Below are 24,621 nucleotides of genomic sequence, written 5' to 3' on the forward strand. Positions count from 1 at the left end.
ACTGACCAACCTTTCCTCTTCACGCCCCCCTGCATTCCCTATTTACAAATGACAAAAATGTCGTAATGATAAAAATGACATTTAGTCATTTAAACTCATGAAGCATGCATCTGGGAGTAGCGCAATGCCCGACGCCACCACAATACGCCCGAACGTCACCGAAGCCTTCGACCCGCAAGCCAGGGCGCGGGCCTTGCGCCCCCTGCTGGCTCACCACGCGCAACAATGCGAGCAGGATGGCCGGATAACCGACGAAGTATTCGCCGCGCTGCGGGAAGCGGAACTGTTCGCCATCACCGCGCCGCTGCGAGCAGGTGGTCCGGGGGCGAAACTGATCACCCACATAGAAACGGTGGCGGAACTGGCCAAGGGCTGCGTCGGTACCGCCTGGGCCTATTCCCTGCTGTCGAGCGTGACCGCCAGCGTCAAGGCTATGCCACCACCGATTCGGGAACAGGTATTGCGCAATGGCGACGAGCTGTTCTGCAGCGTCGCGGCACAGACCGGCTTTGCCGATCCCGCCGGCGATGGCCACTACCGGATCAGTGGCAAGTGGGGCTTCGCCTCGGGCTGCCGACACGCCAACTGGGCCTTGAATGGCATTGCCATCCGTGACGCGGCGGGGCAGGTGGTGGACGGCGGTTTCGCCCTGATCGACCTCAAACAGCCGCAGGTCGAGATACTCGACAACTGGCAGGTCGCCGGTATGTCCGGATCGGGCAGCAACATGATCGCGGTGGATAACCTGGTGGTGCCGGAAACCCTGCTGCTGCGCGCGTCCCGGCGCCCGCCCGCCGAGGCGCTGCTGGCGATGCCCGGCCTGGAGCCACGTGACCGCTGGCCGACGGAGCCGCTGTTCCCCCTGATCGTGCTGCCGCCGATGCTGGGAGCCGCAAGCGCCATGCTGGAGAGCGTCGTACAGACGATGGACAAGCGTCCTGTGGTCTGGTGGAGCTACCCGAGCCAGAAGGACTCGCAGCGCCTGGTCGGCGCCGCCGGCCAGGCGGCCCTGGAGATCGACTCGGCCTGGCTGCACGTGCGCCGCGCGGCCGCGATGCTCGATGAAACCGCCCAGCAAAGACTGCTCACAGGATTCGAGAAGGCGCGCATCCAGGCCGATTGCGGTTATGCCATGGGCCTGCTTCGCGACGCGGGCAATCGTCTGACGGACATCGCCGGTCCCGGCGCCTTCGCCCTGAGTAGCCCGCTGCAGCGGTTCTGGCGTGACCTCAACGTAGGCACCCGGCACAACGCGATGAACCAGGGGCTGTCGATCGAGCTGTATGGCCGGGCTCTGCTGGGCCTGGACTCCAGCCTGAACCTGCTCGCCGATATCGGTCCGGTGCCGGACTGGGCGGCGCCGCGCTGATTGCCACAGCCAAGTGACGACCCACAACGGCCAACCGCAAGCCAAGGAGAGAAGCGCATGAGCATCGCCATCACCACCGACGGCAAGAGCGGAGACTTCCGCTCCCGCGTGGCGGCCGAACGCCGCGAGCGGATGCAGGCCCGCCTGCTCGACGCCGTGCTGGATCTCTACCAGCCTGGACATGGTGGTACGCAGCCGCTGATCGACGATGTGATCCGCGCCGCCGGCGTGTCGCGTGGCAGTTTCTACAAGTATTTCGAATCGGTGGAACACGCCGTCACCGCCCTCGGCGAACGCTTCACCGCGGAGAACATGCGGGCGTTCGAGCTGCTTTTCGGCCAGGCACAAGATCCGGCGCTCAAGGCCATCGGCGGTACCGCGATGACCATCAGCCGCGCCTGGCACGACCCCCGCTGGGGCGGCTTTACCACCCACGTCGATCATGTCGAGTACTTCACCCGCGCCAGCAGCACCAACCAGGTCGTGCGCGAATGCCTGGCCGAGGCACGCCGCCAGGGGCAGATGCACTTCGCTTCGCTCGACGTCGCCTTCGATCTCATCGTCGGTGCCACGGTTCAGGCCCGACGACGCCTGGTCAACGGCGTCGAAGCGCCCCATGCCTATGTCGACGAAATGCTGCAACGGTTGTTCCTCGGGCTGGGCATGCAGCCCGAGGCGCTTGCCGCAATCACCCAGGCGGCCTGGCGGCGCATTGCCGAGTACGCCCCGCGGCTGGGCTGGTGGCGCGCCGACTGCGACTGGCACCAGCAACCATGAATACCCCTCACCTCCCCCACCCAAAAAGGAAAGAACGATGAGCGACAACAGCAACAAGGAACTCGTCCTCAAGCACCTGCAAGGCTTCGCCGACATCGACAGCTACCTGCTGACCCTGGGCGAAACCGTCACCGAAGACCTGGAATGGGCCAACAGCGGCTTCCCGACCCACCATGGCCTGGAGCAGGCCCACGAAGCCCTGCACCGCCTGAACGAAAAACTGCGCGGCATCCGCATCGAGTGCCTGAGCATCGCCGAGGACGGCAACCAGGTGCTGACCGAGCGCATCGACTACATGGTCGACAAAGAGGGCAATACGCTGCTCACCCTGCCCTGCATGGGCATCTTCACCATCGAGAATGGCCGGATCAAAAGCTGGCGGGACTATTTCGACGGTTCGGCGTTCAAGTGAGCCGACGCGGGTCGGGCCGTGAACGGCCCTGCCCGCCCACCTTCAAAGCCACCGGAGTTGAGCCAGGATGCCAATCGATACGAAAGAATTACGCAACGCCCTGGGCAAGTTCGCCACCGGCGTCACCATCGTCACCACCCGAGATGCGGCAGGCACGGACACTGGCGTAACCGCCAACAGTTTCAACTCGGTATCGCTCGATCCGCCGCTGATCCTGTGGAGCCTGGCGAAGAGTTCCGCAAGCCTGACGGCCTTCAGCGAGGCGGAGCACTTTGCCGTGCACATCCTGGCAGCGGATCAGGAAGCCCTCTCCAACCGTTTCGCTCAGCGCGGCGCCGACAAGTTCGCCGAACTCACCATCGCCCGTGGCCACGACGGGATACCGCTGCTCCACGACTGCGCCGCCCGCTTGCAGTGCCGTGTCGCCCACCGCTACGAAGGCGGCGACCACATCATCCTGATTGGCCAGGTGCTCGACGTCGAGCACTGCGAGCGCAAGCCGCTGGCCTACCTGGCCGGGCGCTATGCCTATACCCTGCACAAGCCGGCGCCAGCCTCCGGTGCACGTCTCGCGGATGGCACCGCCAGCGGGTTCGATCGCAACTGGCTGAACTACCTGGCCTACCGCACGACACGCCAGTTCATCCAGCGCCATCGACCGATCCTGAAGGTGCATGGCCTGGACGAGGCCGACGCCTATGTACTGAACATCCTGCTGGCCCAGGGTCAGTTGCCGCCGGAGCAGATTCGTACCCTCATCGACGATCCCTGCCTGAATATTCCCACGGTGCTGAAAGAGCTATCCCGGCGCGGCCTGATCCTGCTGCGCGAAGGCGATGGCGTACGGCTTTCAGACGCGGGGCGCAGCGTGGCTATCGACCTGATCGCTGCCACCAAGGCGCTGGAGGACGAGGCGGAACGTGGCATGGAGCCCTGCGAAATCCTGCTGCTCAAGGAGTTGCTGTGGAAGGTGATCCGCAACACCCACGCCTCCAGCGAGCCGCTCCTTGCCCGGAGTCCATCACCAACATAGGTGCCGCTCACGCCGTCAGGCCCCCGCTCGACGCAGGCTGCCGACCGGGGCCGGTACATCCAGCACGCTGCGCCAGCCGGGAGCCGCCGCAGCGATGCGCGGCAGGAAGTTCAGCGCGCGAGCGGCATTCAGGGCGGCGACGTGGTCTGGCGCATCCGCCTCGGCCAGTAGCCCGAGCTCGCACTGGATGCTTGGCGAACCTTCGATGACCACCCGCCAATTCAGCGCTTGCTGCGTATCCCGCCAGCCCGGGCCGATGTCCAGGCGCGTGGTCTGCTCATTGACCAGCTCGTAGAAGGGCGTGCCCTGGGTGAAGGCGGTGAAGGTCCAGCGCACCCCCGCGGCCGTGCCCTTGGCCACGGCCAGCCCGCTGGGCTGCAGGATCATATCGGCTTTCGATGGGCCAAATTCCTTGTTGGTCAGGCGCAGTTCATCCATCACCACCCCCAGTCCCTGGGCCACCAGGGCGGCGGACTGGGCGATGCCCCACATCCACAACCGGTCGATCTCCGCCGGTGCCGCCGCAGGGTCGAAAGGCGCATCGGGCAAGGGCTGACCGATGCCCAGGTACTGGCCCATCTGCACGGCCGACGGATAGTGGGGAATGTAGTTGCGCTGCCAGGCCCTGACCATGCGGATATCGCTGGAATAGCCCGAGCAGAACAGCGGCAGCACATCGCTGATCAGGCCGGGAATGTTGCCGCCGGCAACCAGCGCAGCGCCACCTTGCCCGGCGGCCTCCTGCAGCATCCGGTATTCCGCCTGGCTCGGCAGGTACCAGCCGCCGATCCCGGAATAGACGCTGGTTCCGCCACGAAGAAAGTGGGCGACCACCTCCGGCTCCCACTTCAGCCCATGCCAGGACATGACGTCAGCGCGCAACGCCGTGAGCGCGGCGATGTCGCGCGTGGCCATCAAGCCAACCGGAGCGCCCCCGACAATTTCGCCAACGTCTTGCCCGTCCTTGTCCGCGCCATGCACCAGCACCCCGACCAGCTCGAAAGCCGGATTGCGTAGCAGCTGGCGGATCAGTTCCCGGCCAACGCCACCGGTGTAGCAAACGATAACGCGCAAAGTCATCTGTTGTCTCCCACTGCCTGGCTGTGCATACCCGAAAAACAAAGCCCCGGTCGTCTGAGCCGGGGCCTTGGCAAAATCACTGTGGCGACTGCCGCCCTGCTCTACAGCCCGACGAAGCCGGGCGCACGCTTGTTGAGGAAGGCATCCACCGCCTCGCGATGATCCTTGGTCAGGTACAGTGCAGCCTGGTTGTCCATCTCGTAGTCCAGGGCGTCGCCGAGGCAGGTCACACCACGGGCCAGAGCCGAGCGCACCAGAGCGACCGACAATGGCGCATTGGCGGTGAACTCGGCGGCGATTTCCAGGCTGCGAGCCTGCAAGTCGGCACCCTCCGCCAGCAGTTCGTCGACGATGCCCAATTGTGCCGCTTCGCCCGAGGCGACGACCCGCGCACTGTAGAAGATGCGCTTGGCCTGGGCCAGGCCGATGCGCTGCGGCAAGGTCCAGAGCAGACCGAGATCCGGGATCAGGCCCACCTTGGCAAAGGACGAAACGAACTTGGCAGTGGGCGCAGCCACTACGAAGTCGGCCGCCATCGCCAGGGAGAAGCCGGCCCCGGCGGCATAGCCGTCCACCATCGCCACCACCGGTTTGGTGCCTTCCAGTACCGCCCGGATTACCCGATGACCGAGTACCATCCGCCCGCGCCCTACCGGCAGTGGTCGCTCGGCAGACATACCGGATACATCGCCGCCCGAGCAGAAATGCCCATTGGCCCCCTTGAGCACGATGGCCCGCACGTCGGCATCGTCGTTCAGGCCCTCGAGGCATTCGGCCAGGGCGAACAGCATGTCCCGTGACAAGGCATTGCGGGTCTTTTCGTTGTTCAGGGTGACGACGGCGACAGCGCCGTGCCTCTCCTGCAGGACCAGTTCACTCATGTTTCTCTCCAGAAGCCAGCAGCCCGCGCAGGATCGCGATCACCGCGAGGGGCTGGTCGATCATCATGTGGTGGTAGGTTCCGGGCATTCCGAACGGACCACGCCCCAGGGGCAGCAGGTCCACCGCCTGTTGCGCATCATCACGGCTGACCACCGGGCTGCACTCGCCATAGATCACATCCACCGGACGCGGCACACGAGGTAGCAGGCTGACGCCAACTTCTTCATGGGCCACGCCAAGCGGCAGGTTGAGGTCGAATTTCCAGCACCAGCCCTGATCCTCCTCACGCAATGAGTGACGGGCAATGGCCGCCAGGATCGGCAGCACCGGGTTCGGTTGCTCCGGCATCAACCGATAGCGCCGCAGGGCGCTGGGTAGATCCGGGTAGTAGCGTTTGCTGGCGGTGTTGGCAGTATCGACGGGGATCTCGGCACCGGGCAGCACGATGAACGAATCCAGCACCAGCAGACGCCTGAACAGCTCGGGACGGTCGGCGCAGGCGCGCAGCAACCGTGAACCACCATAGCTGTGACCCACGCCGATCACCGAACCGAGTCCGGCACCTTCGATCAGGTCGATGATATCCAGAGCGCCGAATTGATCCGGGTAGCTCTGCCGGTGATCGCTGTCGCCCATGCCGGACAAGTCCAGAGCGACCACCCGATAATCTTCGCTGAAATAGGGGGCGATGGCGTCCCACCAGTGAGCATGGGCACGCATGCCGTGTACCAGCAGCAACACTGGCCGCTCTGGTCTGTCCTCGCCCCAGCTCAGGTAATGCAGGCGCCGACCGTCCACCTCAAGAAAGCATGAACGGCCCGGACGCTGCATTGCCCAGGTGAGCCAGGCGGGTACTTGCGCCTGCTCGTGCTCCTGTGCAATGCCCATTAGCGCTTACTTCTTGTTGAACACAGGCTTGCGCTTCTCACGGAAGGCCGCGATGGCCTCAACGTGGTCTGGATGCTGCGAGGAGATCGCCTCATAGGCCATGCCCACGTCCATCATGCTGGAGGCCATCTGGCGCAGCGGCACGTTGATGGTCGACTTGCTCCAGCGCAACGACTGCACCGGCATGGCAGCCAGCTTGTCGGCGTAGGCATCGACGAAGTCGTTCAGTTCTGCTGCTGGCATGGCCTTGTTGATCAGGCCGAAGCGTTCGGCTTCCGCTGCAGTCAGCTTTTCGCCGGTGAACAGGTAATGCTTGGCGCGGGCATAGCCCATCAGGTACGGCCACATGATCTGGCCACCGTCACCGCTGATCAGTGCGACATTGTTGTGCGGGTCGCCGAAGCGAGCGGTGTCGGCGGCGAAGATCACGTCGCCGAACACTGCAACGGTAGAACCCAGGCCGATGGCATCGCCGTTGACCTTGCAGATGATCGGCTTGTCGCATTCCAGCATGCCATTGACGATGCGCTTGGCTTCGCGCACGCAACGGTAGAACTCGACCGGATTGTCATGCAGCCACTGCATGTACTCGATATCGCCACCAGCACTGAAGGCACGACCAGCACCAGTGAGGACGATGATATCGCTCTCCTTGTCCTCCACCAGGTCATAGAACAGCCAGGACAGCTCAGTATGCGACTCCCCGGCGAAGGTGTTCAGTTTCTCGGGCTGGTTGAAGGTCACGGTAAGAACGCGGCCACGGCGTTCGAAGGTCATCGTCTTGTAGTCAGCGAAATTCATCGTCGCTCTCCAGGTCATGCGGGCGGTAGGTTTTTCAAAAGCTGACATTTGGTCAGTTCTGTGTAGAATGTATAGCACTACTTACCTGCATGCAAGAAAAGCCGGTGAGATGAGATGATCAAAGGTCAGTTATACCCAAGCAGGCGGCCTCTGCCCTGATGCCCCGTAGCCATCAAGGCAGACGCTGCCCCCCCATGTCCCAGGAGTTTTTCATGAGGATTTTCGCGGCAACTTCCCGTTATGTTCAGGGCGCTGGTGCTTTGGACGCCCTGGGCCAGCATTGCCGGCCTCTGGGCAGTCATGCGTTCGTAGTGACGGATACGGACATGGCCAGGTTACTCGGCGAGCGGGTGACAGCAAGTTTCCAGGCAGCCGGCCTGACCTCCGAACTGCGGGTATTTCCCGGAGAAATCACCCACGCCGCGATTGCCGAACTGGCGGAGCAGGCCCTGGCGTTCGGGGCGCAGATGATCGTTGGCCTGGGAGGCGGCAAGGCGCTGGACACCGCCAAGGGTGTTGCGCTCAAGCTTGGTGCACGTAGCGTCAGCGTGCCGACCATTGCCTCCAACGACGGGCCCGCCAGCGCAGCCATCGCCGTCTACGACGAGAACCACATCATGCAGGACATCCTGCAATTGCCACGCAACCCGGAACTGGTACTCGTGGACAGTCAGATCATCGCCAATGCCCCCGTGCGCTTCCTGCGCGCCGGTATCGGCGATGCCATCTCGAAGAAGTTCGAGGCCGAGGCCTGTGCAGCGGCGGGTGCTACCACTCTGCTCGGTACACCAGCGTCACTGACCGGACTGATGGCGGCCGAAGCCTGCTACCAAGTCATTCGCCAACACGCTGTGGCCGCCATGTGCGCCGCTCAGGAAAAGCGGGTCGACGATGACCTCGAAGCCCTGATCGAAGCCACGGTACTACTCAGTACTCTGAGTTTTGAGAACGGTGGCCTTTCCCTGGCCCACGCGCTGGCACGCGGTTTCTCCTATCTGGAACGGGCCAAGGGCACCCTGCATGGAGACCATGTCGCCTACGGCCTGCTGGTGCAGCTTGTCATGGAGCGTCGCGATATCGCGTTCATCCAGGACATCTGCGAATTCTACCGTGGGTTGGGCCTGCCTACCCGGCTGACAGACTTCGGTCTGGAGCGACCAACTCCGGTGGAGATTCGCGAACTGGCGGAGAAATCCATGGTCAGCCCCAGCGCCGCACGCTTCGCTCCGGCGGTAGACGCCGATCAACTAGAAGTCGCCATTCAACGGGTCGAGACTCTAACCGCCCGTTGAAAAACGTAGGCGAGGCAGCCAGTGCAAGGCAAAAACAGGCGAAAAAGCGCAGTTTACGAGCTGTAAATGAGCATTTTGAGCCTGTTTTTAACGCAGCAATGGCAACGCAGGTAGCTTTTCAACAGCCTGTTAACCGCCCGCTAGAAACGACTCGAGGAGCCCAAGCTCCCCGAGTACCCTTTCCAGACAGTCTGTCAGCCGAAGCGCTCCAGTAGCGCCGCCATGCCAGGCGAAGGCACCATTTTTCCGGGGTTGTAGAAAGGCGATAGCACTTTGAGCAGCCGCTTGCGGCTGGCCTTGGAAATCTTCGCCTTGAGAATCTTCTGCCGCTCGATGGAGCGCTCCCGCTCTTCCGGGGTCATGCCATCACGGTCAACACCGATGAGATAGGCGGAAACCTTCGCGGTATGGGTGCCGATATGTTTGACCGCGTAAACAAACCCCCATAGACGGTAGAGGTAGGCGAACGGACCACTGCCGTACAGCGCCTTATAGGCCTGGAAGCAGACCTCGCGGTGCTCGAACTCTTCCGCGAGGTGCCACTTCCACAGATCTACTGCAGCCTGGTCGGCACCCTCCAAGTACTCATCCAGCTCCTCGAAGAACACCTGACCCGCCGACGAGCCCATCGCCTCGAAACCTTCGCAGTAGGCGACGTTGAAGCGCAGCGATTTGGTCGCCAGAAAACGCGTGTAGTCGTCCTTGTAGGGTTTCTCAAGTTCCTGCATGCCGGCATAGCCGGACTTGTAGAGCATCTTGTTGAAAGCAACGTGCTGCTTGCAGTGCTGCACTTCCTGCTTGTTGAAGATCTCAATGCTATCGCGCAGCGCCTGATGCTTGTCGCCCAGAGCATCCTTGACCCGCATCATCACCTTGACCAGGAAGGGTTCGATATGGGCCGGCACCGTAGAAAAGGCGTTATAGCTCTGGGCGAACTCGCGGACAGGCGCCCAATGGGGGCGGATGCTGGAAAAATCAAAGACAGGTTGGCGGACTTTCATCCCAGTATTCCTCTTGTTGTCATGTGATGCACCGGCATTGGCCTCGGCGGTACTCGTCGGCTTTCGCAGCCTGAACGGGCGCAACAACACAAATGACTGTTTATCAGTTGTATGCTTGTTGCGATCCCGCGTCAATCGCCTTGGCGACAACCGGTCAGTGGTGTTCCGGAAAGATTCAGGCCCTGCCCCAGCTGCGCAGGTCTTCGACGAACAGACCCGGTACTTCCATTGCAGCGAAATGCCCCCCCTCGACGAGGTCACTCCAGCCCGACAGGTTGTAGACCAGCTCGGCACGGCTGCGTGGCGGTACCGGAGCCAGCGCGTCGCCACTGCAGGCAGCGAAGTGGGTCGGTGTCTCGCAGCGAGTACCCGCCGGCAGAATGGTGAAGCCGTCCCTGACCACGCCCGGATAGAACCAGGCGGCGCTAGTGAAGCTGCCGGTCATGACATAGAGGCTGATGTTGGTCAGCAGGCTCTCGAGGCTGAATACCGTCTCGAAGGGGCGCTGACGCAGGTCGGCCCAGTCATGGAAGCGTTCGAGAATCCACGCGGCCTGCCCCAGCGGATTGTCCGCCGCGGCCCAGGCGATGGATTGCGGCTTGAACATCTGTACCGCCGCGTAACCACTGTAGAGGCGCTGCGCCGCATCGGCACTAGCCTGCCAGGCCTTCTCCGCATCGTTCTGCGGCGGCGTCAGCGAGCGGAAACCGAGCATGTTGAGGTGGATGGCCTCCACCGAAGCGCCATGATCCAGCCCCAGCCAGGAGGTGACGATGGCACCCCAGTCGCCGCCCTGGGCGCGATAGCGGGCGTAGCCGAGCACCTCGGTCATCAGCTTGTTCCAGATGACCGCAGTTTGCCTTTGAGTAGTCACGCCGGCGGGCTTACCACTGAAGCCGAAACCCGGCAGGCTGGGTATTACCAGGTCGAAGGCATCCTCGGCCTTGCCGCCGTGGCGCGACGGATAGGCCAGCGGCTCGATGGCTTGCCAGAACTCGAAATGCGATCCTGGCCAGCCATGGGTCAGCAGCAGCGGCCGGCGCCCTTGCGCCTCACCCTTGACGTGCAGGAAATGCACCAGCTGGCCGTCGATCTCCACTTGATACTGGGGGAAGCGGTTCAGACGCGCCATACAGGCCTGCCAGTCGAAGCTCTCCACCCAGTATTTCTGCACCTGGGCGAGGAACCCGGCATCGCAACCAAACGCCCAGCCGCTGTCCACTGGTGCCGGAGGTAGGCGACAATCGGCCACCTTGTGCAAGACACGATCGATTTCGCCCTGCGACCACTCAACCTGAAATTGTTTCATTTTTATTCTTCGCCTCGTCGAGTCGGATTATTGAATAGGTAATGCCTGCCACAACGCTCAGGACCAGGACCACGCGGGATCGCGCTTTTCCATAAACGCCTTGCGCGCCTCGGCGGAGTCGTTATAGCGGGTCACCCGCCCGGTGTAGTCCTGCTCGATACGGTAGCCGTCGCGCAACGACAGTTCCTCGACCCGGCTCAGCGACTCCTTGCCCAGGCGCAGGCCGATCGGGCTGTTGCGGGCGATCTGCGCCGCCAATGACTGGGCCGCACCGAGCAGCTCGTCGGGGGCAACCACCTCTTCCACCGCGCCCAGGCGGTAGAACTCCTGGGCCGGCACCGTCTCGCCGGTGAAGAACATCCGGCGGGTCTTGAACGGGCCCACCAGGCGCTGCAGGTGGCGGGCGCCGCCCAGCACGCCAACCTTGATCTCCGGTACCGAGAAGCTGGCATTCTCCGAGGCCAGAAGCATGTCGCAACTGGCGACCATCAGCACGCCCACACCGATGCACTTGCCATTGATTGCGGCGATCACCGGCAGCGGGCAATCGTAGATGGCATGGAACATCTCGCGTACCACCGCGCCCGGGTCCAGCAAGTCGATGGTGGTGTCGTCCTCGACCAGTTGCCGCGCATGACGACGTGCCGAATCGTTCAGGTCGATACCGCCGCAGAACAGCTTTTCCCCTGCGGCGGTGAACACGATGACGCTGGCTTCGGTGGTGCGCGCCAGGATATTGAAGGTGGCCGTCAGTTCACGAATGGCCACCGAATCCAGCGCATTGACCGGTGCACGATCCAGGGTCACGGTGGCGACGCGGTCGCGGATCTCGGTTCGTACGTGGCGCATGTCGGCCAGGCGGGAAAGGGTGCTCATGCTAGGGGTCTCCGTTATCGGGTCGGGGCGCCGGAGCTGCCGGAGCCTGGGTTCTTGCCTGGTCTACAGCGTGTCCGCCGTCCCCAGAATCATGGTCGCCTGGCTGGACAAGGTGCCGCCGTTGGCGTGGGCAAGCGCCAGTTGTGCTCCAGCCACCTGGCGCTCCCCGGCTTCGCCGCGCAGTTGCCGGCAGGACTCGACCATGGTGAACAGCCCATACATACCTGGATGGCAGCAGGACAATCCGCCGCCATTCGTGTTGACCGGCAACGAACCACCGGGGGCGATGTTGCCGTCGGCGACGAAACGCCCGCCCTCACCCTTGGGGCAGAAGCCAAGGTCTTCGAGAAACAGGATGGTATTGATGGTGAAGGCGTCGTAGAGCTGCACGACGTCGATGTCTTGCTGGCCGACGCCAGCGATGGCGTAGGCCCGCTGGCCCGACTCGCGGGCGGCGGTGACGGTGAAGTCGGTAGACTGATCCACCCCCGAATACCAGGTCGCGGCGGCGGCGCCCAGAACGTGGATGGGTTGCGCATGGAGGTCACGGGCACGGTCGGCGCGGGTCAGCACGATGGCGGCGGCGCCATCGGTGACCAGGCAGCAGTCACGAACGCTGAGCGGATCGGAAACCATGCGCGCCTTCAGGCAGTCCTCGATGGTCAACTCGTCGCGGGCGAAGGCTTCGGGATTCAGCCGGGCCCAACTGCGCGCCGCTACCGCCACTTCCGCCAGGTGCTCGCGCGTGGTGCCGTACTCATGCATATGCCGGGACGCCGCCAAGGCATATGACGACAAGGGCGTCAGCGGCTTATAGGGCTTCTCGTAGGGTGACGGCAGGCGCATCGACACGAGACCACCGGACGCAGTGCGCTGATTACTGCCGTAGATGATCAGTGCGGTATCGCAATACCCCGCATCTAGCATCAGGCTGGCGGTTATCACATGCGAGTGGAAGGCCGAACCTCCCGTGCGATTGTTCTCGGTGAAGCGCGGGGTGATACCCAGATATTCCGCCGCGCTCAGCCCGGACAACGCATCGTCCGGAGTGCAGACGAAGAGCGCATCGACAGCGGCCAGGCCGAGGCCGGCATCCTGCAGCGCCAGCACCGCAGCCTGTGCCGCCAGATCCAGCGGACGCATGCCGGGAGACTCGCCCATGCCATAGGTGGCCGCACCAACTATGGCCGCTCGACCACGAGGAAACTGTTCCATTGACCCACTCCACTGGCGACCTTTCAGGTGGGCCGCATTGTTCTGGACTTGATTACAATAACTAACATAATATCAGTTAATAGCCAAGCTAACCCATGCCTGCAGCTGGTGCAAGCCGCACCTGAAGTGGGATATCTGTCGAACGTTCAGCCTCCATGATGGACAAGAGCATTACATGAGCGAGTTGCCAAGTAGCCCCCCCCCCCTTGCTGCAGCCCATCCCGAGTGGCTCGATAAAGCCCTGGCGCAGCCAGGTCGTTCGCATTATGTCGAGGCCAACGGTGCGCGCCTGCATTTCCTGTCCTGGGGCTTCGAGGACAGGCATAAGCCCACCCTGCTGTTCGTCCATGGTTTTCGCGGTCATGCCCACTGGTGGGACTTCATCGCCCCCTGGTTCACCGAGAATTACCGGGTGGTGGCCATGGATCTATCCGGTATGGGTGACAGCTCCCACCGTGCGCAATACGACGCCAGCACCCCGAGCGGTGACATCGCAGCAATCACCGAGCACATCAGCCAGTCCCCGGTGATCGCCATCGGTCACAGCTATGGCGGCTCGCGCCTGTTGCGCGCCTGCAGCGAGAGGCCCGAGCTGTTCCAGCGCCTGGTGATAGTCGACAGCTATGTCGTGTTCGAGGGTGAAAGCCTGCCGTCCGAACCCATCAAGGTACGTGGCAACCACCAGTATCCGGACCTCGCCAGCGGCGCGGCACGCTTTCGCCTGATTCCCGCCCAGGCGGATGCCGTGCCAGGACTGGTGGAGCATGTGGCCCGGCACTCCTTGCGACGCGACGCAGGTGGCTGGTGCTGGAAATTCGACACCAGCCTGCCCCCGGGCGGTGCCCGTGAGGCCGATGGCGGACGAATGCTCGCGCGGGTGACCCGCCCGGTCGACTACCTCTATGGCGAGCTCAGCGTCGTGGTCAATCGCCAGCGCGCCGAGCGAATCGTCCAGGCCCTGCCCCAGGCCCGCGGTCCAATAGCGATCCCCACTGGCCATCATCATCTGATGTTCGACCAGCCCCTCGCCCTGATCAGTACTCTGCGTGCGCTCCTCGCCACGCAGCCTTGAAGCCCCCAGGAAGACCACAATGGCCATCGACTACGAGAAGCTCCTCGAGCTGCAGATCCCCGACACCCAGCAGAGCTACACGCACAAGGACACCATCCTCTATGCCCTGAGCCTGGGCTATGCCAGCGACCCGCTCGACCGCCGGCAATTGCCCCTGGTATACGAAGCGGATCTGCAGGCCGTGCCGACCATGGGCGTGGTGCTCGCCCACCCCGGCTACTGGCCACGAACCCTGAACACCGGCCTGGACTGGGTGCGTATCGTGCACGCCGAACAGGGGCTGACCCTGCACAAACCGCTGCCGGCCGAAGCACGGGTGGTCGGCAAGTCGCGGGTGGTGGACATCATCGACAAAGGCGCCGACAAGGGCGCACTGATTACCTATGAGCGGCGCATTCTCGAACGCGACAGCGGCGACCCCTTGTGCACCATCACCCAGACCATGCTGGCCCGGGGCGATGGCGGTTTCGGTGGCCCGCAACGCAGCGTCGCACCGCCCCCGGCGGTACCGGAGCGGGCCGCCGACCACTGCGTGGATCTGCCGACCCTGCCGAACATGGCCCTGCTCTATCGCCTGAATGGCGACTGGAACCCCCTGCATGCCGACCCGGACGTGGCGCACAAGGCCGGTTTCGGTCGCCCGATTCTGCATGGCCTGGCCACCTGGGGAATCGCCGGCCGGGCCATCATGCAGGCGGTGTGCGATTTCGACGGCAGCCGCATCGCCTCGATATTCGGCCGATTCACCGCGCCCGCCTATCCGGGCGAGACCTTCCGCACGGAAATCTGGGTCGACGGCCCTCTCGTCTCGTTCCGCGTGCGCGCCCTGGAGCGCGACGTGATCGTCATCAACAACGGCCGCGTCGAGCTGCGCGACTGACCCGCCAAGGAGCAACGCCGATGACACCCCAAGACATTCGTCTGAACGACAAGGTCGCCTTCATCACCGGTGGCGCCGGGGGCCTGGGCGCCGGCATCGCCGAGAACCTGGCCAATTTCGGTGCCCGCGTGGTGATCGCCGACATCGACGCCGCAGCGGGCGAACGCCTGGTCGCAGCCATTCGCGAGAAAGGCGGTGACGCCCTGTTCGTGCCTACCGACGTCAACCACAGCGAGCAGATCATCGCCGCGGTGGCACGTGCCGCCGAGCATTTCGGCCGTCTCGACATCCTTGTCAACAATGCCGGCGGGGTGCGCCGCACCCCCTTCCTGGAGCAGACCGAGAAAAGCTGGCGCAAGCACATCGACTTCAACCTGATCAGCACACTCACCGCCACCCAGGCCGCCGCCAAGGTCATGATCGAGGGCGGGCGCGGCGGCACCATCGTCAATATCGCCAGCAGCGAGGGCCTGCGCGCCGCGCCGGGATTCGCCGTATACGCGGCTTGCAAGGCCGGGATGATCAGTTTCACCCGCTCGATGGCCCTGGAGTTGGCCGAACACGATATACGTGTGCACGCGCTGGCCCCGGATATGATCCTCACTCCCGGCCTCAAGCCGTATTTCGACGCGGTGGGAGAAGCCGGCGCCGCTGCACGCAACCGCTACATCCCCATGGGCCGACTGGGCTCGACCGACGAACTGGCCGGCGTGGTGATATTCTTGGTCTCCAGCCTGGCCAGCTACGTCACCGGTCTGACCCTGCCGGTGGACGGTGGCGCCATCGCCTCCAGCGGCTGGACCCGCTCGCCGCAGACCGGCGCCTGGGATCTGTACCATGCGCAGTGAACGGCCCCCGGCCGCAAGCTCGCCCACCGTTCGCGGGAGGCCTAGGAGCTGATGTGCCAGCGTGGCGGTGGCGATATAGTCAACGTCTCGTCAGAATCGGGACGGGCATAGAATCATGGACGAAGGCCTCGGCGCGGTCTTGGGCATTGTCCTGTCAAACGAAGCGAATATCGACCTTTTCGACATTCGCCCAACCGCCATATCACGGCCGGCGAATTCGGCCGCAGACTCCGACGGCGGCCAAGCATCGACCGATACGCTGGGCATCACCAGAGCCCCATTTGACGAATGAGTGTTCCATTGACCAACCAAGCACACCTTGCAACCACCAAAGCCAAAGGGCGCCCCCGCAAGCAGCTCGATGCCGCTCTGTTGGAGGCAGCCGCCGCGGAGTTCTTTGAATATGGCTACACCGACGCAAATCTCGAGCGCATCGCCGCTGCCAGCGAAACCACCAAACCGGCCCTGTATCGGCGTTATCCAAGCAAGGAAGCACTATTCAAGGCCACGCTCGATCACATGGCCAAAGATTTCGAGCTGGACCTGAGTTTCCTCGATCCGTCCCGGCCAGTCGCGGACGCCTTGTATGACTTGGCGCGCCTATTCCACGAAAAGCTGGGCTCCTCCAGGGTGATCGCCATGACTCGGCTCGGCGCCCAGGAAAGCGCCAAGTTCCCCAAGTTGATCCTACATTTTCGCGAAACTGTGATGAAAGGCTTCATGGGGCCTATCACCGCCTATTTTCAATGGCTCAATGACAGCCGTGTGACCCGCATGCCGGACACCCTCGAGGGGGCAATCATCTTCTCGACACTGACCGGACGCCCTCTGGAACGCCTGCTGGGGGTGGTCGTGCCCGATGAAAAGGTCGAGCCGTACCTACGCGAACTGGTGCGTTTCTTCCTCGCGGGGTACTCCCCTACGACAAACGAAGGCACAGACGGCCGATAGGTCGTCGAAAAATAGGCGGGTAGCCCCCACCTAGCGCACTACCACGATGACGGATAGGAACAGGCGAGTTAGCCTGCTGCCCACCGCCGCGATTAGAACAGATGCTCAGCGGATCGCCCCCATTGCCCGCAGGGCGGCCAATTCGGCATCGCTCACGCCGATCTCGCGCAGTACTTCGTCGGTGTGTTCAGCGAAGCGCGGCCCCGCCTTCAACTTGCCAATCGGTTTCTCATCGAACTGTGCCGGCGACACCCCCACCAGATATTGCCCAGCCTGGTCGACATCTACCGGGCTGACGAAGCCGTTCTCCAGAGCCTGGGGATCGGCGAGCACCTCCGCCGGACTCTGAACCGGGGCCCAGACCCCTTCCAGCGTCTTGAAACGGGTGCACCAGTCGGCGTAGTCACGAGTGGCAAACACCTCATTCAGCTCCATGACTAAGGCCTGGGAATTCACATGACGCGTGGCGGCATCCTTGAAGCGCGGATCGTCGAGCAGCTCTGGCCTTTCGATATGCGCGACGAAATCCGGCCACCACTTCTCCATCAGCAGGCACAGGGCGATCCAGCGGCCGTCGCGGGTGCGGTAGTTGTTGGCCAGGGCAAAGGAGCTTTCCGCCTGCCGCTCGACTGGGATGGTCGGCACGCCGATGCTGGTGGCCAGTAGCGACTGTGACATCAGGTAGGTTCCGACCATGTAGAGGGCGTTGTCCACCACTGCGCCTTTGCCCGTTCGCTCGCGCCGGAACAGCGCTGCGGCAATCGCCCCCGCCAGAGTCACGCCGCCAGTGAGATCGCCAATAGAGCCTGGTTGTTTGGGAGGCGCCTCGCCGGGCAGGGTCTGATTGAAACCAGCCCCAGAACGGCACCATGACGAGGGATAGTCGAATCCGCCATCGCCGGCCAGAGCCCCGTGCAAACCGTAGCCGCTGCCACGAGCATAAATCAGTTTCGGGTTGCGCTTGAACAGATCCGCCGGCTCGATGCCCAGCTTCATCCGCGCATCGGCGCGCATATTGGTGAGGAAAACATCAGCCTCCTCTATCAAACGATACAGCTGCTCCCTCCCCACCTCCTGGGTCAGATCCAGGGCGATTCCACGTTTGCCACGGTTGCCAGTTTCAAAGAACGGGTTGACTCTTCCGTCTGCCCCCGGCAGCCGCATGTGGCGAGAGGCATCGCCCCCTTGGGCACGCTCGACCTTGATCACATCTGCCCCCCAATCGGCCAGAACCATGGCTGCGGCCGGCACATAGGTATGCTCGGCCACCTCGATCACGCGAATGCCGCTCATCAAGTCGTACATAGCTCCTCCGTTGGCAGGATCATGCCTTCATCATCCGGTGCTTAGCGCCCCTTCCACTGCGGAACGCGCCTCTGGGCAAAGGCCTGAGCCCCCTCCAACGCATCCTCGCTGTTGAATACTTGGTCGATTGACTCTTTCACCTGGGGTCTGGTGGCGTCTATGCCCTCCTGCGCACATGCCCACATCAGGCGTTTGCTCACGGCCAGCCCCATCGGAGCGTTTTCGGCAATGCGTCGTGCCAGCTCGAGTGCCGTGTCCAGCACCGCGTTCGGCTCCACCACACGGTTCACCAAGCCCAACTGGTAAGCGCGCTCAGCATCGATGCTGTCGCCAGTCAGCGCGAGCTCTAGGGCAATCGCCAATGGAACTCTTGCCGGAAGCAATACACCGGAGCCGGCGGGAAACAGGCCATATTTCACTTCGGGAAGACCAAACTTCGCGTCCCGTGAAGCCACTGCCAGATCGCATCCCATCATCAACTCGAGCCCCCCCGCCACCGCCGTGGCATTGATCGCAGCGATGATCGGCTTGGGAAAGCGTCCCTCGATGAACGCCTCGAAATATGCGGTGGAACGGGGCACGCGATCGCCTGGGCCAGCGGCAAAGGCCTTCAAGTCCATGCCGGCGCAGAATGCCCTGTCTCCTGACGCCGTCACCACCACCACGCGTACTTCGTCCGCATGCTGGGCCTGCTCGAAAGCGCTGGAAAGCTCTTCCATTAATTCGGGCGTCAGGGCATTGCGCTGCTCGGGTCGGTTAAGGGTCAGTATCTCGATAGAACCCTCGCGCCTACGCAACAGAATGGACATGTCTCCTCCATAAACTCATGCTCTTGTTTCGTTGCGAGCGGAATGCCAGCAGCCACGGCAAGGCCGCCTGGCCCCGCCGGAATTCATCCAATCGGATAGGTAATGGATTTCTCCAGCAGGAACTCCTTGAGCCAATCCTTGCCCAGCTCACGCCCGATACCGGAGTGCTTATAGCCGCCGAACGGTGCCTTGACGAAAAAGTCGCCGGTGCCACCGTTGATAGCCACCCCGCCGGTACGCAGCTTCATCGCCAGGCGGAAAGCCGCCGGGCGGTCGGCGGACATCACCGCACCACTGAGGCCGAACTTCGAGGCGTTGGCCAGGCGGATCGCCTCCTCGTCACTGTCGAAACCGATCACCACGCCGATCGGGCCGAAGACTTCCTCCTGGGCGATCACCGAAGCATTGTCGACGTTGTCGAACAGCGTCGGCTCGTGGAAGAAACCGCGCGTCAGGTGTGCCGGACGCTGGCCACCGTAGACCAGCGTAGCCCCGCAATCCAGTCCGGCCTGCACGAACCGCTCAGTCTTGTGCCGCGCGCTTTCTCGGATCAGCGGGCCGACCACTACGGTCGGATCCGCCGGGTCGCCGATTTTCAGGCAGCCAAGGGTAGCCTTCACCGCCTCGACGAAAGCCGGACGAATCGAGTTATGCACGATATAGCGAGTCAGCAGCGCGCAACCCTGCCCGGCATGCAGTGACATACTGAAGGCGGCGGTGGCGGCGGCCTTGGCGATGTCCGCGTCATGGCGGACGATCAGCGCGGACTTGCCGCCCAGCTCCAGGTGGACTTTCTTCAGCGTGCCGGCCGACTGACGCAGGATGGCCTGGCCAACCTGGTCGGAGCCGGTGAACGTCACCAGGTCCACCCGCGCGTCCTCGCTGAGCATGGCGCCGAGATCAGGGCCGCCATTGATCACGCTGAGCACGCCACGCGGCAACCCCGCCTCGATGATGATCTCGTTCAGCAACAGGGCGGAGAAGGGAGTGAACTGCGAGGGCTTGAGCACCACGGTGTTGCCGGTCAGCAACGCGGGCACCGCCTTCACCACGTTGAGCAGGAAGGGGTAGTTGTACGGGGTGATCCCCGCCACCACGCCATACGGCTCGCGCACCACGATGCCCGAGCCCAGCAGTTCTCCAGCGGCGGGGTCGAAAGGATTGGGTTTCAGTTCGATGGCCACGCCTTCCGGCTCCAGGCGCTGCGCCAGCTGGATCGCATAATCGATGGCCTCCAGCGCCCCGTTGTACTGGGCGCTGTTGAACAGCATCTGCACCGCGCCGACCTCGGCGGTCAGCAGTTGCTTGATCAGCGCCTCGCGCTTGACGATGGCCGCGCGCAGGCGGCGGATCGCCTCGATCCGCGCCTCGACTGGCAGCTGCGGCCATGGGCCTTCGTCGAAGGCCCGCCGCGCCGCCGCCAGGGCCAGGTCCAGCTCCGCGCGACCGGCAAGCGGTGCCTCGCCAATGACTTCCTCGGTGGCAGGGTTGATCACCGGCTCGTAGCCCTCGGTCGGCTGCACCCATTCGCCATCGATGTAGAAGGATTGGATATCGGTAAAAGCGATGCTCATGGCTGTCTCTCTTGTGATTATTCGTGCAGTTGCGCCAAGACCTGGCGAGTGGCGTCGGCCGGCTTGGCCAGGCCGGCAGTGATGATCTCCGCGGCGCGCAAGGCGATGGCCATGGCCGGTGCATTGGTGTTGCCCGAGGGTAGCGTCGGCATGATCGAGGTATCGACCACCCGCACGCCCTCCACCCCGCGCACACGTAGCTCGGGATCGACCACCGAATCGGCATCGCCGCCCATGCGGCAGGTGCCAGCGACGTGGTAGGCGGTTCGGCCGATGCGCAGTGCCGCCTCGAGCAACTCCTCGTCGCTGCGGTACTGCGGGCCAGGCACAAGCTCCTCGACCACCAGCGCTGCCAGCGCCGGCTGTGCGACCAGCCTGCGCACCCAGCGGATCAGGGCCACGGCGGCGGTTCGATCAACCTGCGATGCCAGGTAGTTGGCCTTGATCGCCGGCGCGGCGGCGGGATCGGCGCTGCGGATCGTCAGTTCGCCCTGGCTCTCGGGACGGGTGAAGTAGCTGTAGAAAGTCAGGCCATGCTCCTTTTCCGGCACCACCTGGTTGTTCCTGGCCACCGCCAGGGAATGCAGGCTGACGCCGATCTGCGCATCGGCACGCTCGACCTCCGGGCGTGTCCTGACGAAGCCGCCCGCCTCATGCGCGGCGTGGCTGAGCGGGCCGCCGCTGGCCGTGTAGTACTGCCACAGCGAACCCAGCAGGCCAAGGCCACGGAAGGCCCGGTTGAGGCTGCCGCTGCGCACCCGGTATTGCAGGGGCAGGCAGACGTGCTCGCGCAGGTTCCGGCCGACCTGCGCACGGTCGGCGACCACGTCGATGCCATGCTGGCGCAGCAGTTGCGCCGGGCCGATGCCGGAGAGTTGCAACAGTTTTGGCGACTCGATGGCACCAGCGCTGAGGATCACCTCGCGGCCAACACCGATCTCGCGCGTGCCGCGCTTGTCCCTGAGGCTGACATTGGCGACGCGCGTGCCGGTGAAGTTGATTTTCAGCACATCGGTGGCAGTCAGCACGGTGAGATTGGCGCGCCCGCGGATGGGCTGCAGGAACGCTCGCGCAGCGCTGAAGCGCTGGCCGTGCCAGGTGTTCTGCGGCTGGTAGCCGAACGCGCCGCTCTCCACTGTGGCGACATCGTTGGTGTCGGCTACCCGTGGCGTGCCGCACTGCTCTGCGGCGGAGATCACCGCCTCGCACAGCGGCGAGCCGGCAGGATGGATGCTGACCTTGAGCGGGCCGCCGACGCCACGCCACGGCGCAGCACCGAGCTGGTGATCCTCCAGGGCAACGAACTGCCGACCGATATCCTTCCAGCCCCAGCCAACGCAACCGGCAGCCTCCCAGGCGTCATAGTCGGCCGGAGCGCCGCGCACATAGACCATGCCGTTGATCGAACTGGAGCCGCCCAGGGTACGGCCTTTCAGCCACAGTTCTTCGGGCTGGCCGGTACCCGGATCGATCTGGTAATCCCAGACATGCCTGTTGCCCGCGACCAGCAGTTTGCCGATGCCACGCGGCATCCTGATCATCGGGTCGGTGTCGGCAGGGCCGCTCTCGACCAGCAGAACGGAAACGCCGGAATCGGCGGACAGCCGGTTGGCCAGCACACAACCGGCCGAGCCTGCACCAACGATGATGAAGTCATATTGCTCTTGCATGGCAGGTACCTGATTCTTGTTCTTTTACGTTACCAGCAAGTAACATATCATCAGTTTTACGCCTGCACCAATGCCTTTTCACAGCAAAGTCAAGGGATCATTCCGGCCCTTCGGGACTACGCTCCCAGCGCACTTCCTTCTCGGTGGGCGCAGCTACCTCGCCCTCCATCCAGTCGAGGATTTCGAAGTAATCCTGTTTCAGCTCGTCCTTGATGACCTCGGCCCGCGGTTTGACCCTGACCACATACATGCTCTGCAGGTTCTGGTGATCCAGGGCACGCCATTTCTGCTCGTCCTTGAGCAGGCGATAAGTGTGGTCGTTCAAGGCTGCGATCACGGCCGCCGACTCCGTCGTACCAGCACGCGCCACGGCATCGGCCCACTGCCGCACGATGCCGTAGGCCGACGCGGCAGCGCTGGACGGGTAACCCTGGTAGCGCCCGATGTAGTCGGCGACGAAGCGCTTGCCACGATCATTACCCTCACGCTCAGGCACCCGCCAAGTCCAAGTATCGGTACCGATCACCCCGCTCATCAGTGCCGGTCCGGCCTGCTCGACCATGTCCTGACTGAGGTTGGGCACCACCACCTGCATGCGCTCGTTGAGCCGCAGGTCGTGAACCATGCGCATGGCATTCACCACGTCCGTGCCGTAGAGCATCAGAATCAGCACATCGGCATTGCTCTGCTCCGCCTGCTTGAGCGCCTCGCGGTAGTGACCCCGGGTCGACCGGTCGCGGCTGCGCGAAGCCACGTCCAGGTCGCTGCTGCGACCACTGGGGATGACATCGTCGCCGGTGATGATGAAGTAGCGCGTTCCCGGCAACGTGGTTTCCAGGTACTCCATCAGCAGGTTATTGGCCATCCGCGCGCTCGCGCCTTCACGGAACAGATAGTCGTGGCCGGCACGCCCGGTCACCCGGTTGGCATAGGCGGTGGGGACGAAGTACGGCAAGCGCAGCTTGCGCGCGCGCTCGCCGGCGGCGATGACTTCGTCGCTGGACGCACCCCCCATCAACATCACGGCGCCATCAGCCGCCAGGCGCTCGACATTCTGCACCGCCCGATCGGGCGTGGCGCCACTGTTGCGGCTGACCAGCTTGAGTGGCCGCCCCAGAATGCCCCCTTCGCGGTTGATCTCCTCTACCGCCATCAGCGCCCCACGCTTTTGCGAAAGCCCCTCCCACTTGTAGCTCCCGGTACTGGGGTAACTAAGACCGATCACCAGGGGCGCGGCGGCGAGCGATTGCAGTTGCAGGCCAAAAAAAGACAATACGGCGATCAGGATTCTCATGCCCGTCTCCTTGAGCTTTTGTTTTTATGGTTATCCAGGATCTTTTCCATCCGCTCATGTCGTATTGCACGAGCAATCAGGAATCACTCACGCGACAGCAGTACCGCACCAGCCAGAGGCCCCCCGCCATTACTGGCCACGGCCAGTTTCGGCTGCCCTGGCACCTGCCTCGCCTCGCCCTCGCCACGCAACTGCACCACCGCCTCGTGCACATGGCCAAGACCATGCAGGCGACCGGCCGATAGCTGACCGCCGTGGGTCGCCAGGGGCAGTTCGCCATCGAGGGCGATACGCTGGCCTCCTTCGACGAAGGCCGCCGCCTCGCCCCGCCCGCAGAAGCCCAATCCCTCCAGCCAGAGCAAGGTGAGGAAGCTGAAGCCGTCATACAGCTCGGCCACATCCACATCGGCCGGCTTGTAGTCGGTTCGGCTCCACAGACGCTTGCCACAGGCTTCGGCACTGTAACGGGTGAGATCATCCATCTGATCCCAGGCATCCCGGCCACTGAACGGGCCACAGATGGATTCGACGAACACCGGTTTGCTGCGTAGATCCGGCGCCGTGTCACGATGTGAAACGATAAGCACGGTAGCCCCATCCACCGGCACATCGCAGTCGAACAGGCACAGCGGCGTGGAAATCATCCGGGTGCTCATGTACTGGTCGAGGCTCAGCGGGTCGCGATAGACCGCCTTGGGGTTGAGCATGGCGTTACGCCGAGCGTTCAGGGCAATGGCCGCCAACTGTTCCCGGCGGGTACCGAATTCATGGAAATAACGGCTGGCGGCAAGGGCCACCCAGTTGGCGGCGGAGGTGGCCTGGAACGGCACCAAGAACTCACCGAAACCGGATACCCGTGGCGCCGAGCCCCCCACAGTGCTGGAGCGCACACCCTGCGCCAGGGCGCTGGACTCGGTTACGGTACGAAAGCACAGAACATGGCGAGCCTGACCCGAGGCCACAGCCATGCAGGCATTGATCAAACCGCTCATCTGGGTGGCTTCGTTGCCCGCGCAATACCAGTTCAGCTCCAGGCCCAAGGCTTCCTTGACCTGGCCAATGGAAACCGGCGAGAAGGCCGGCATGTCGGCACGATAGCCCGGCCAGCTGGCCACTCCGTCTATCTGGCTGCGATCGAGCCCTGCATCCGTCAATGCTGCGAGAATGGCTTCCAAAGTAAGATCCAACCCCGTGCGCCCCAACCTGCGCCCCACGGCCGACTGGCCAATCCCGGAAATGATCGCTGTTCGTTCCAGAGCCGACACCATGGAGCTTCCTCTTTT

At 63.5% G+C, this 24,621-nt stretch carries 24 protein-coding genes; 10 read left to right on the forward strand and 14 right to left on the reverse strand.

All coding sequences use genetic code 11. The features are described 5' to 3' along the window. Positions 1–124: 124 nt before the first annotated feature. The 4 genes from G7020_RS09565 to G7020_RS09580 all read left to right on the forward strand — a co-directional run bounded on the left by G7020_RS09565 (position 125) and on the right by G7020_RS09580 (position 3,591). Positions 125–1,369, forward strand: coding sequence for an acyl-CoA dehydrogenase family protein (locus G7020_RS09565; protein ID WP_181083947.1), 1,245 nt, complete (start codon positions 125–127; stop codon positions 1,367–1,369). A gap of 57 nt (positions 1,370–1,426) precedes the next feature. Beyond that, on the forward strand, positions 1,427–2,146 hold the full coding sequence (locus G7020_RS09570; RefSeq protein ID WP_058151181.1) for a TetR/AcrR family transcriptional regulator: 720 nt from the start codon (positions 1,427–1,429) through the stop codon (positions 2,144–2,146). Between the two features lie 37 nt (positions 2,147–2,183). Further along, positions 2,184–2,558, forward strand: coding sequence for a limonene-1,2-epoxide hydrolase family protein (locus G7020_RS09575; RefSeq protein WP_058151180.1), 375 nt, complete (start codon positions 2,184–2,186; stop codon positions 2,556–2,558). Between the two features lie 67 nt (positions 2,559–2,625). Beyond that, on the forward strand, positions 2,626–3,591 hold the full coding sequence (locus G7020_RS09580) for a flavin reductase (RefSeq protein WP_100548538.1): 966 nt from the start codon (positions 2,626–2,628) through the stop codon (positions 3,589–3,591). A gap of 15 nt (positions 3,592–3,606) precedes the next feature. On the opposite strand, the gene G7020_RS09585 is transcribed toward G7020_RS09580, so the two are convergent. The 4 genes from G7020_RS09585 to G7020_RS09600 form a co-directional block, all read right to left on the reverse strand. Further along, positions 3,607–4,671 carry a dihydrodipicolinate reductase gene (locus G7020_RS09585; RefSeq protein WP_100548539.1) on the reverse strand — a complete coding sequence of 355 codons (1,065 nt, stop codon included), beginning with the start codon at positions 4,669–4,671 and terminating at the stop codon, positions 3,607–3,609. 101 nt (positions 4,672–4,772) lie between these two features. Continuing rightward, entirely contained in the window at positions 4,773–5,552 is a 780-nt protein-coding gene (locus G7020_RS09590; RefSeq protein ID WP_100548540.1) for an enoyl-CoA hydratase/isomerase family protein, read from the reverse strand. Beyond that, complete coding sequence (locus G7020_RS09595) at positions 5,545–6,441, reverse strand: alpha/beta fold hydrolase (RefSeq protein WP_100548541.1); 897 nt, start codon at positions 6,439–6,441, stop codon at positions 5,545–5,547. Before G7020_RS09595 ends, G7020_RS09590 begins: the two co-directional genes overlap by 8 nt. Before the next feature lie 6 nt (positions 6,442–6,447). Further along, entirely contained in the window at positions 6,448–7,242 is a 795-nt protein-coding gene (locus G7020_RS09600) for an enoyl-CoA hydratase/isomerase family protein (protein ID WP_100548542.1), read from the reverse strand. Positions 7,243–7,454: 212 nt separating this feature from the next. Between G7020_RS09600 and G7020_RS09605 the strand changes: the two genes are divergently transcribed. Continuing rightward, positions 7,455–8,534: a glycerol dehydrogenase gene (locus G7020_RS09605; RefSeq protein WP_100548543.1), complete on the forward strand. Its 1,080-nt coding sequence runs from the start codon at positions 7,455–7,457 to the stop codon at positions 8,532–8,534. Between the two features lie 194 nt (positions 8,535–8,728). Here the strand turns inward: G7020_RS09605 and G7020_RS09610 are convergent, their stop codons facing one another. The 4 genes from G7020_RS09610 to G7020_RS09625 all read right to left on the reverse strand — a co-directional run bounded on the left by G7020_RS09610 (position 8,729) and on the right by G7020_RS09625 (position 12,935). Then, positions 8,729–9,535, reverse strand: a complete 807-nt coding sequence (locus tag G7020_RS09610) for a metal-dependent hydrolase (protein ID WP_100548544.1) — start codon at positions 9,533–9,535, stop codon at positions 8,729–8,731. 175 nt (positions 9,536–9,710) lie between these two features. Next, on the reverse strand, positions 9,711–10,844 hold the full coding sequence (locus tag G7020_RS09615) for an epoxide hydrolase family protein (protein ID WP_100548545.1): 1,134 nt from the start codon (positions 10,842–10,844) through the stop codon (positions 9,711–9,713). A gap of 57 nt (positions 10,845–10,901) precedes the next feature. Next, positions 10,902–11,720 (reverse strand): enoyl-CoA hydratase-related protein, encoded by an 819-nt coding sequence (locus tag G7020_RS09620; protein WP_230875422.1) that lies wholly within the window; start codon positions 11,718–11,720, stop codon positions 10,902–10,904. Between the two features lie 63 nt (positions 11,721–11,783). Continuing rightward, entirely contained in the window at positions 11,784–12,935 is a 1,152-nt protein-coding gene (locus tag G7020_RS09625) for a thiolase (RefSeq protein WP_100548546.1), read from the reverse strand. A 175-nt stretch (positions 12,936–13,110) separates the two neighbouring features. Here G7020_RS09625 and G7020_RS09630 point away from each other — a divergent pair, with 175 nt between their 5' ends. From G7020_RS09630 to G7020_RS09650, 5 genes are all read left to right on the forward strand, one after another. Further along, on the forward strand, positions 13,111–14,007 hold the full coding sequence (locus G7020_RS09630; RefSeq protein WP_100548547.1) for an alpha/beta fold hydrolase: 897 nt from the start codon (positions 13,111–13,113) through the stop codon (positions 14,005–14,007). 19 nt (positions 14,008–14,026) lie between these two features. Then, entirely contained in the window at positions 14,027–14,887 is an 861-nt protein-coding gene (locus G7020_RS09635) for a MaoC/PaaZ C-terminal domain-containing protein (protein ID WP_100548548.1), read from the forward strand. 20 nt (positions 14,888–14,907) lie between these two features. Continuing rightward, entirely contained in the window at positions 14,908–15,735 is an 828-nt protein-coding gene (locus G7020_RS09640) for an SDR family NAD(P)-dependent oxidoreductase (protein WP_100548549.1), read from the forward strand. Positions 15,736–15,850: 115 nt separating this feature from the next. Next, positions 15,851–16,027 carry a hypothetical protein gene (locus tag G7020_RS09645; RefSeq protein WP_160328080.1) on the forward strand — a complete coding sequence of 59 codons (177 nt, stop codon included), beginning with the start codon at positions 15,851–15,853 and terminating at the stop codon, positions 16,025–16,027. Positions 16,028–16,035: 8 nt separating this feature from the next. Next, entirely contained in the window at positions 16,036–16,686 is a 651-nt protein-coding gene (locus tag G7020_RS09650) for a TetR/AcrR family transcriptional regulator (RefSeq protein ID WP_058151162.1), read from the forward strand. Between the two features lie 105 nt (positions 16,687–16,791). Here the strand turns inward: G7020_RS09650 and G7020_RS09655 are convergent, their stop codons facing one another. From G7020_RS09655 to G7020_RS09680, 6 genes are all read right to left on the reverse strand, one after another. After that, entirely contained in the window at positions 16,792–17,979 is a 1,188-nt protein-coding gene (locus G7020_RS09655; protein ID WP_258189290.1) for a CaiB/BaiF CoA transferase family protein, read from the reverse strand. A 53-nt stretch (positions 17,980–18,032) separates the two neighbouring features. Next, the gene (locus tag G7020_RS09660) at positions 18,033–18,800 is read right to left on the reverse strand and encodes an enoyl-CoA hydratase-related protein (RefSeq protein WP_100548550.1); all 768 of its coding nucleotides are present in this window, start codon (positions 18,798–18,800) and stop codon (positions 18,033–18,035) included. 83 nt (positions 18,801–18,883) lie between these two features. Next, positions 18,884–20,374, reverse strand: coding sequence for an aldehyde dehydrogenase family protein (locus G7020_RS09665; protein WP_100548551.1), 1,491 nt, complete (start codon positions 20,372–20,374; stop codon positions 18,884–18,886). 17 nt (positions 20,375–20,391) lie between these two features. After that, on the reverse strand, positions 20,392–22,044 hold the full coding sequence (locus G7020_RS09670) for a GMC family oxidoreductase (RefSeq protein ID WP_100548552.1): 1,653 nt from the start codon (positions 22,042–22,044) through the stop codon (positions 20,392–20,394). 97 nt (positions 22,045–22,141) lie between these two features. Continuing rightward, positions 22,142–23,338: an ABC transporter substrate-binding protein gene (locus tag G7020_RS09675; protein ID WP_058151153.1), complete on the reverse strand. Its 1,197-nt coding sequence runs from the start codon at positions 23,336–23,338 to the stop codon at positions 22,142–22,144. 83 nt (positions 23,339–23,421) lie between these two features. Further along, positions 23,422–24,606, reverse strand: coding sequence for a thiolase family protein (locus G7020_RS09680; RefSeq protein ID WP_100548553.1), 1,185 nt, complete (start codon positions 24,604–24,606; stop codon positions 23,422–23,424). Between the last annotated feature and the right edge of the window lie 15 nt (positions 24,607–24,621).

The organism is Stutzerimonas stutzeri, assembly GCF_013522825.1.
Lineage (GTDB): Bacteria > Pseudomonadota > Gammaproteobacteria > Pseudomonadales > Pseudomonadaceae > Stutzerimonas > Stutzerimonas stutzeri_AK.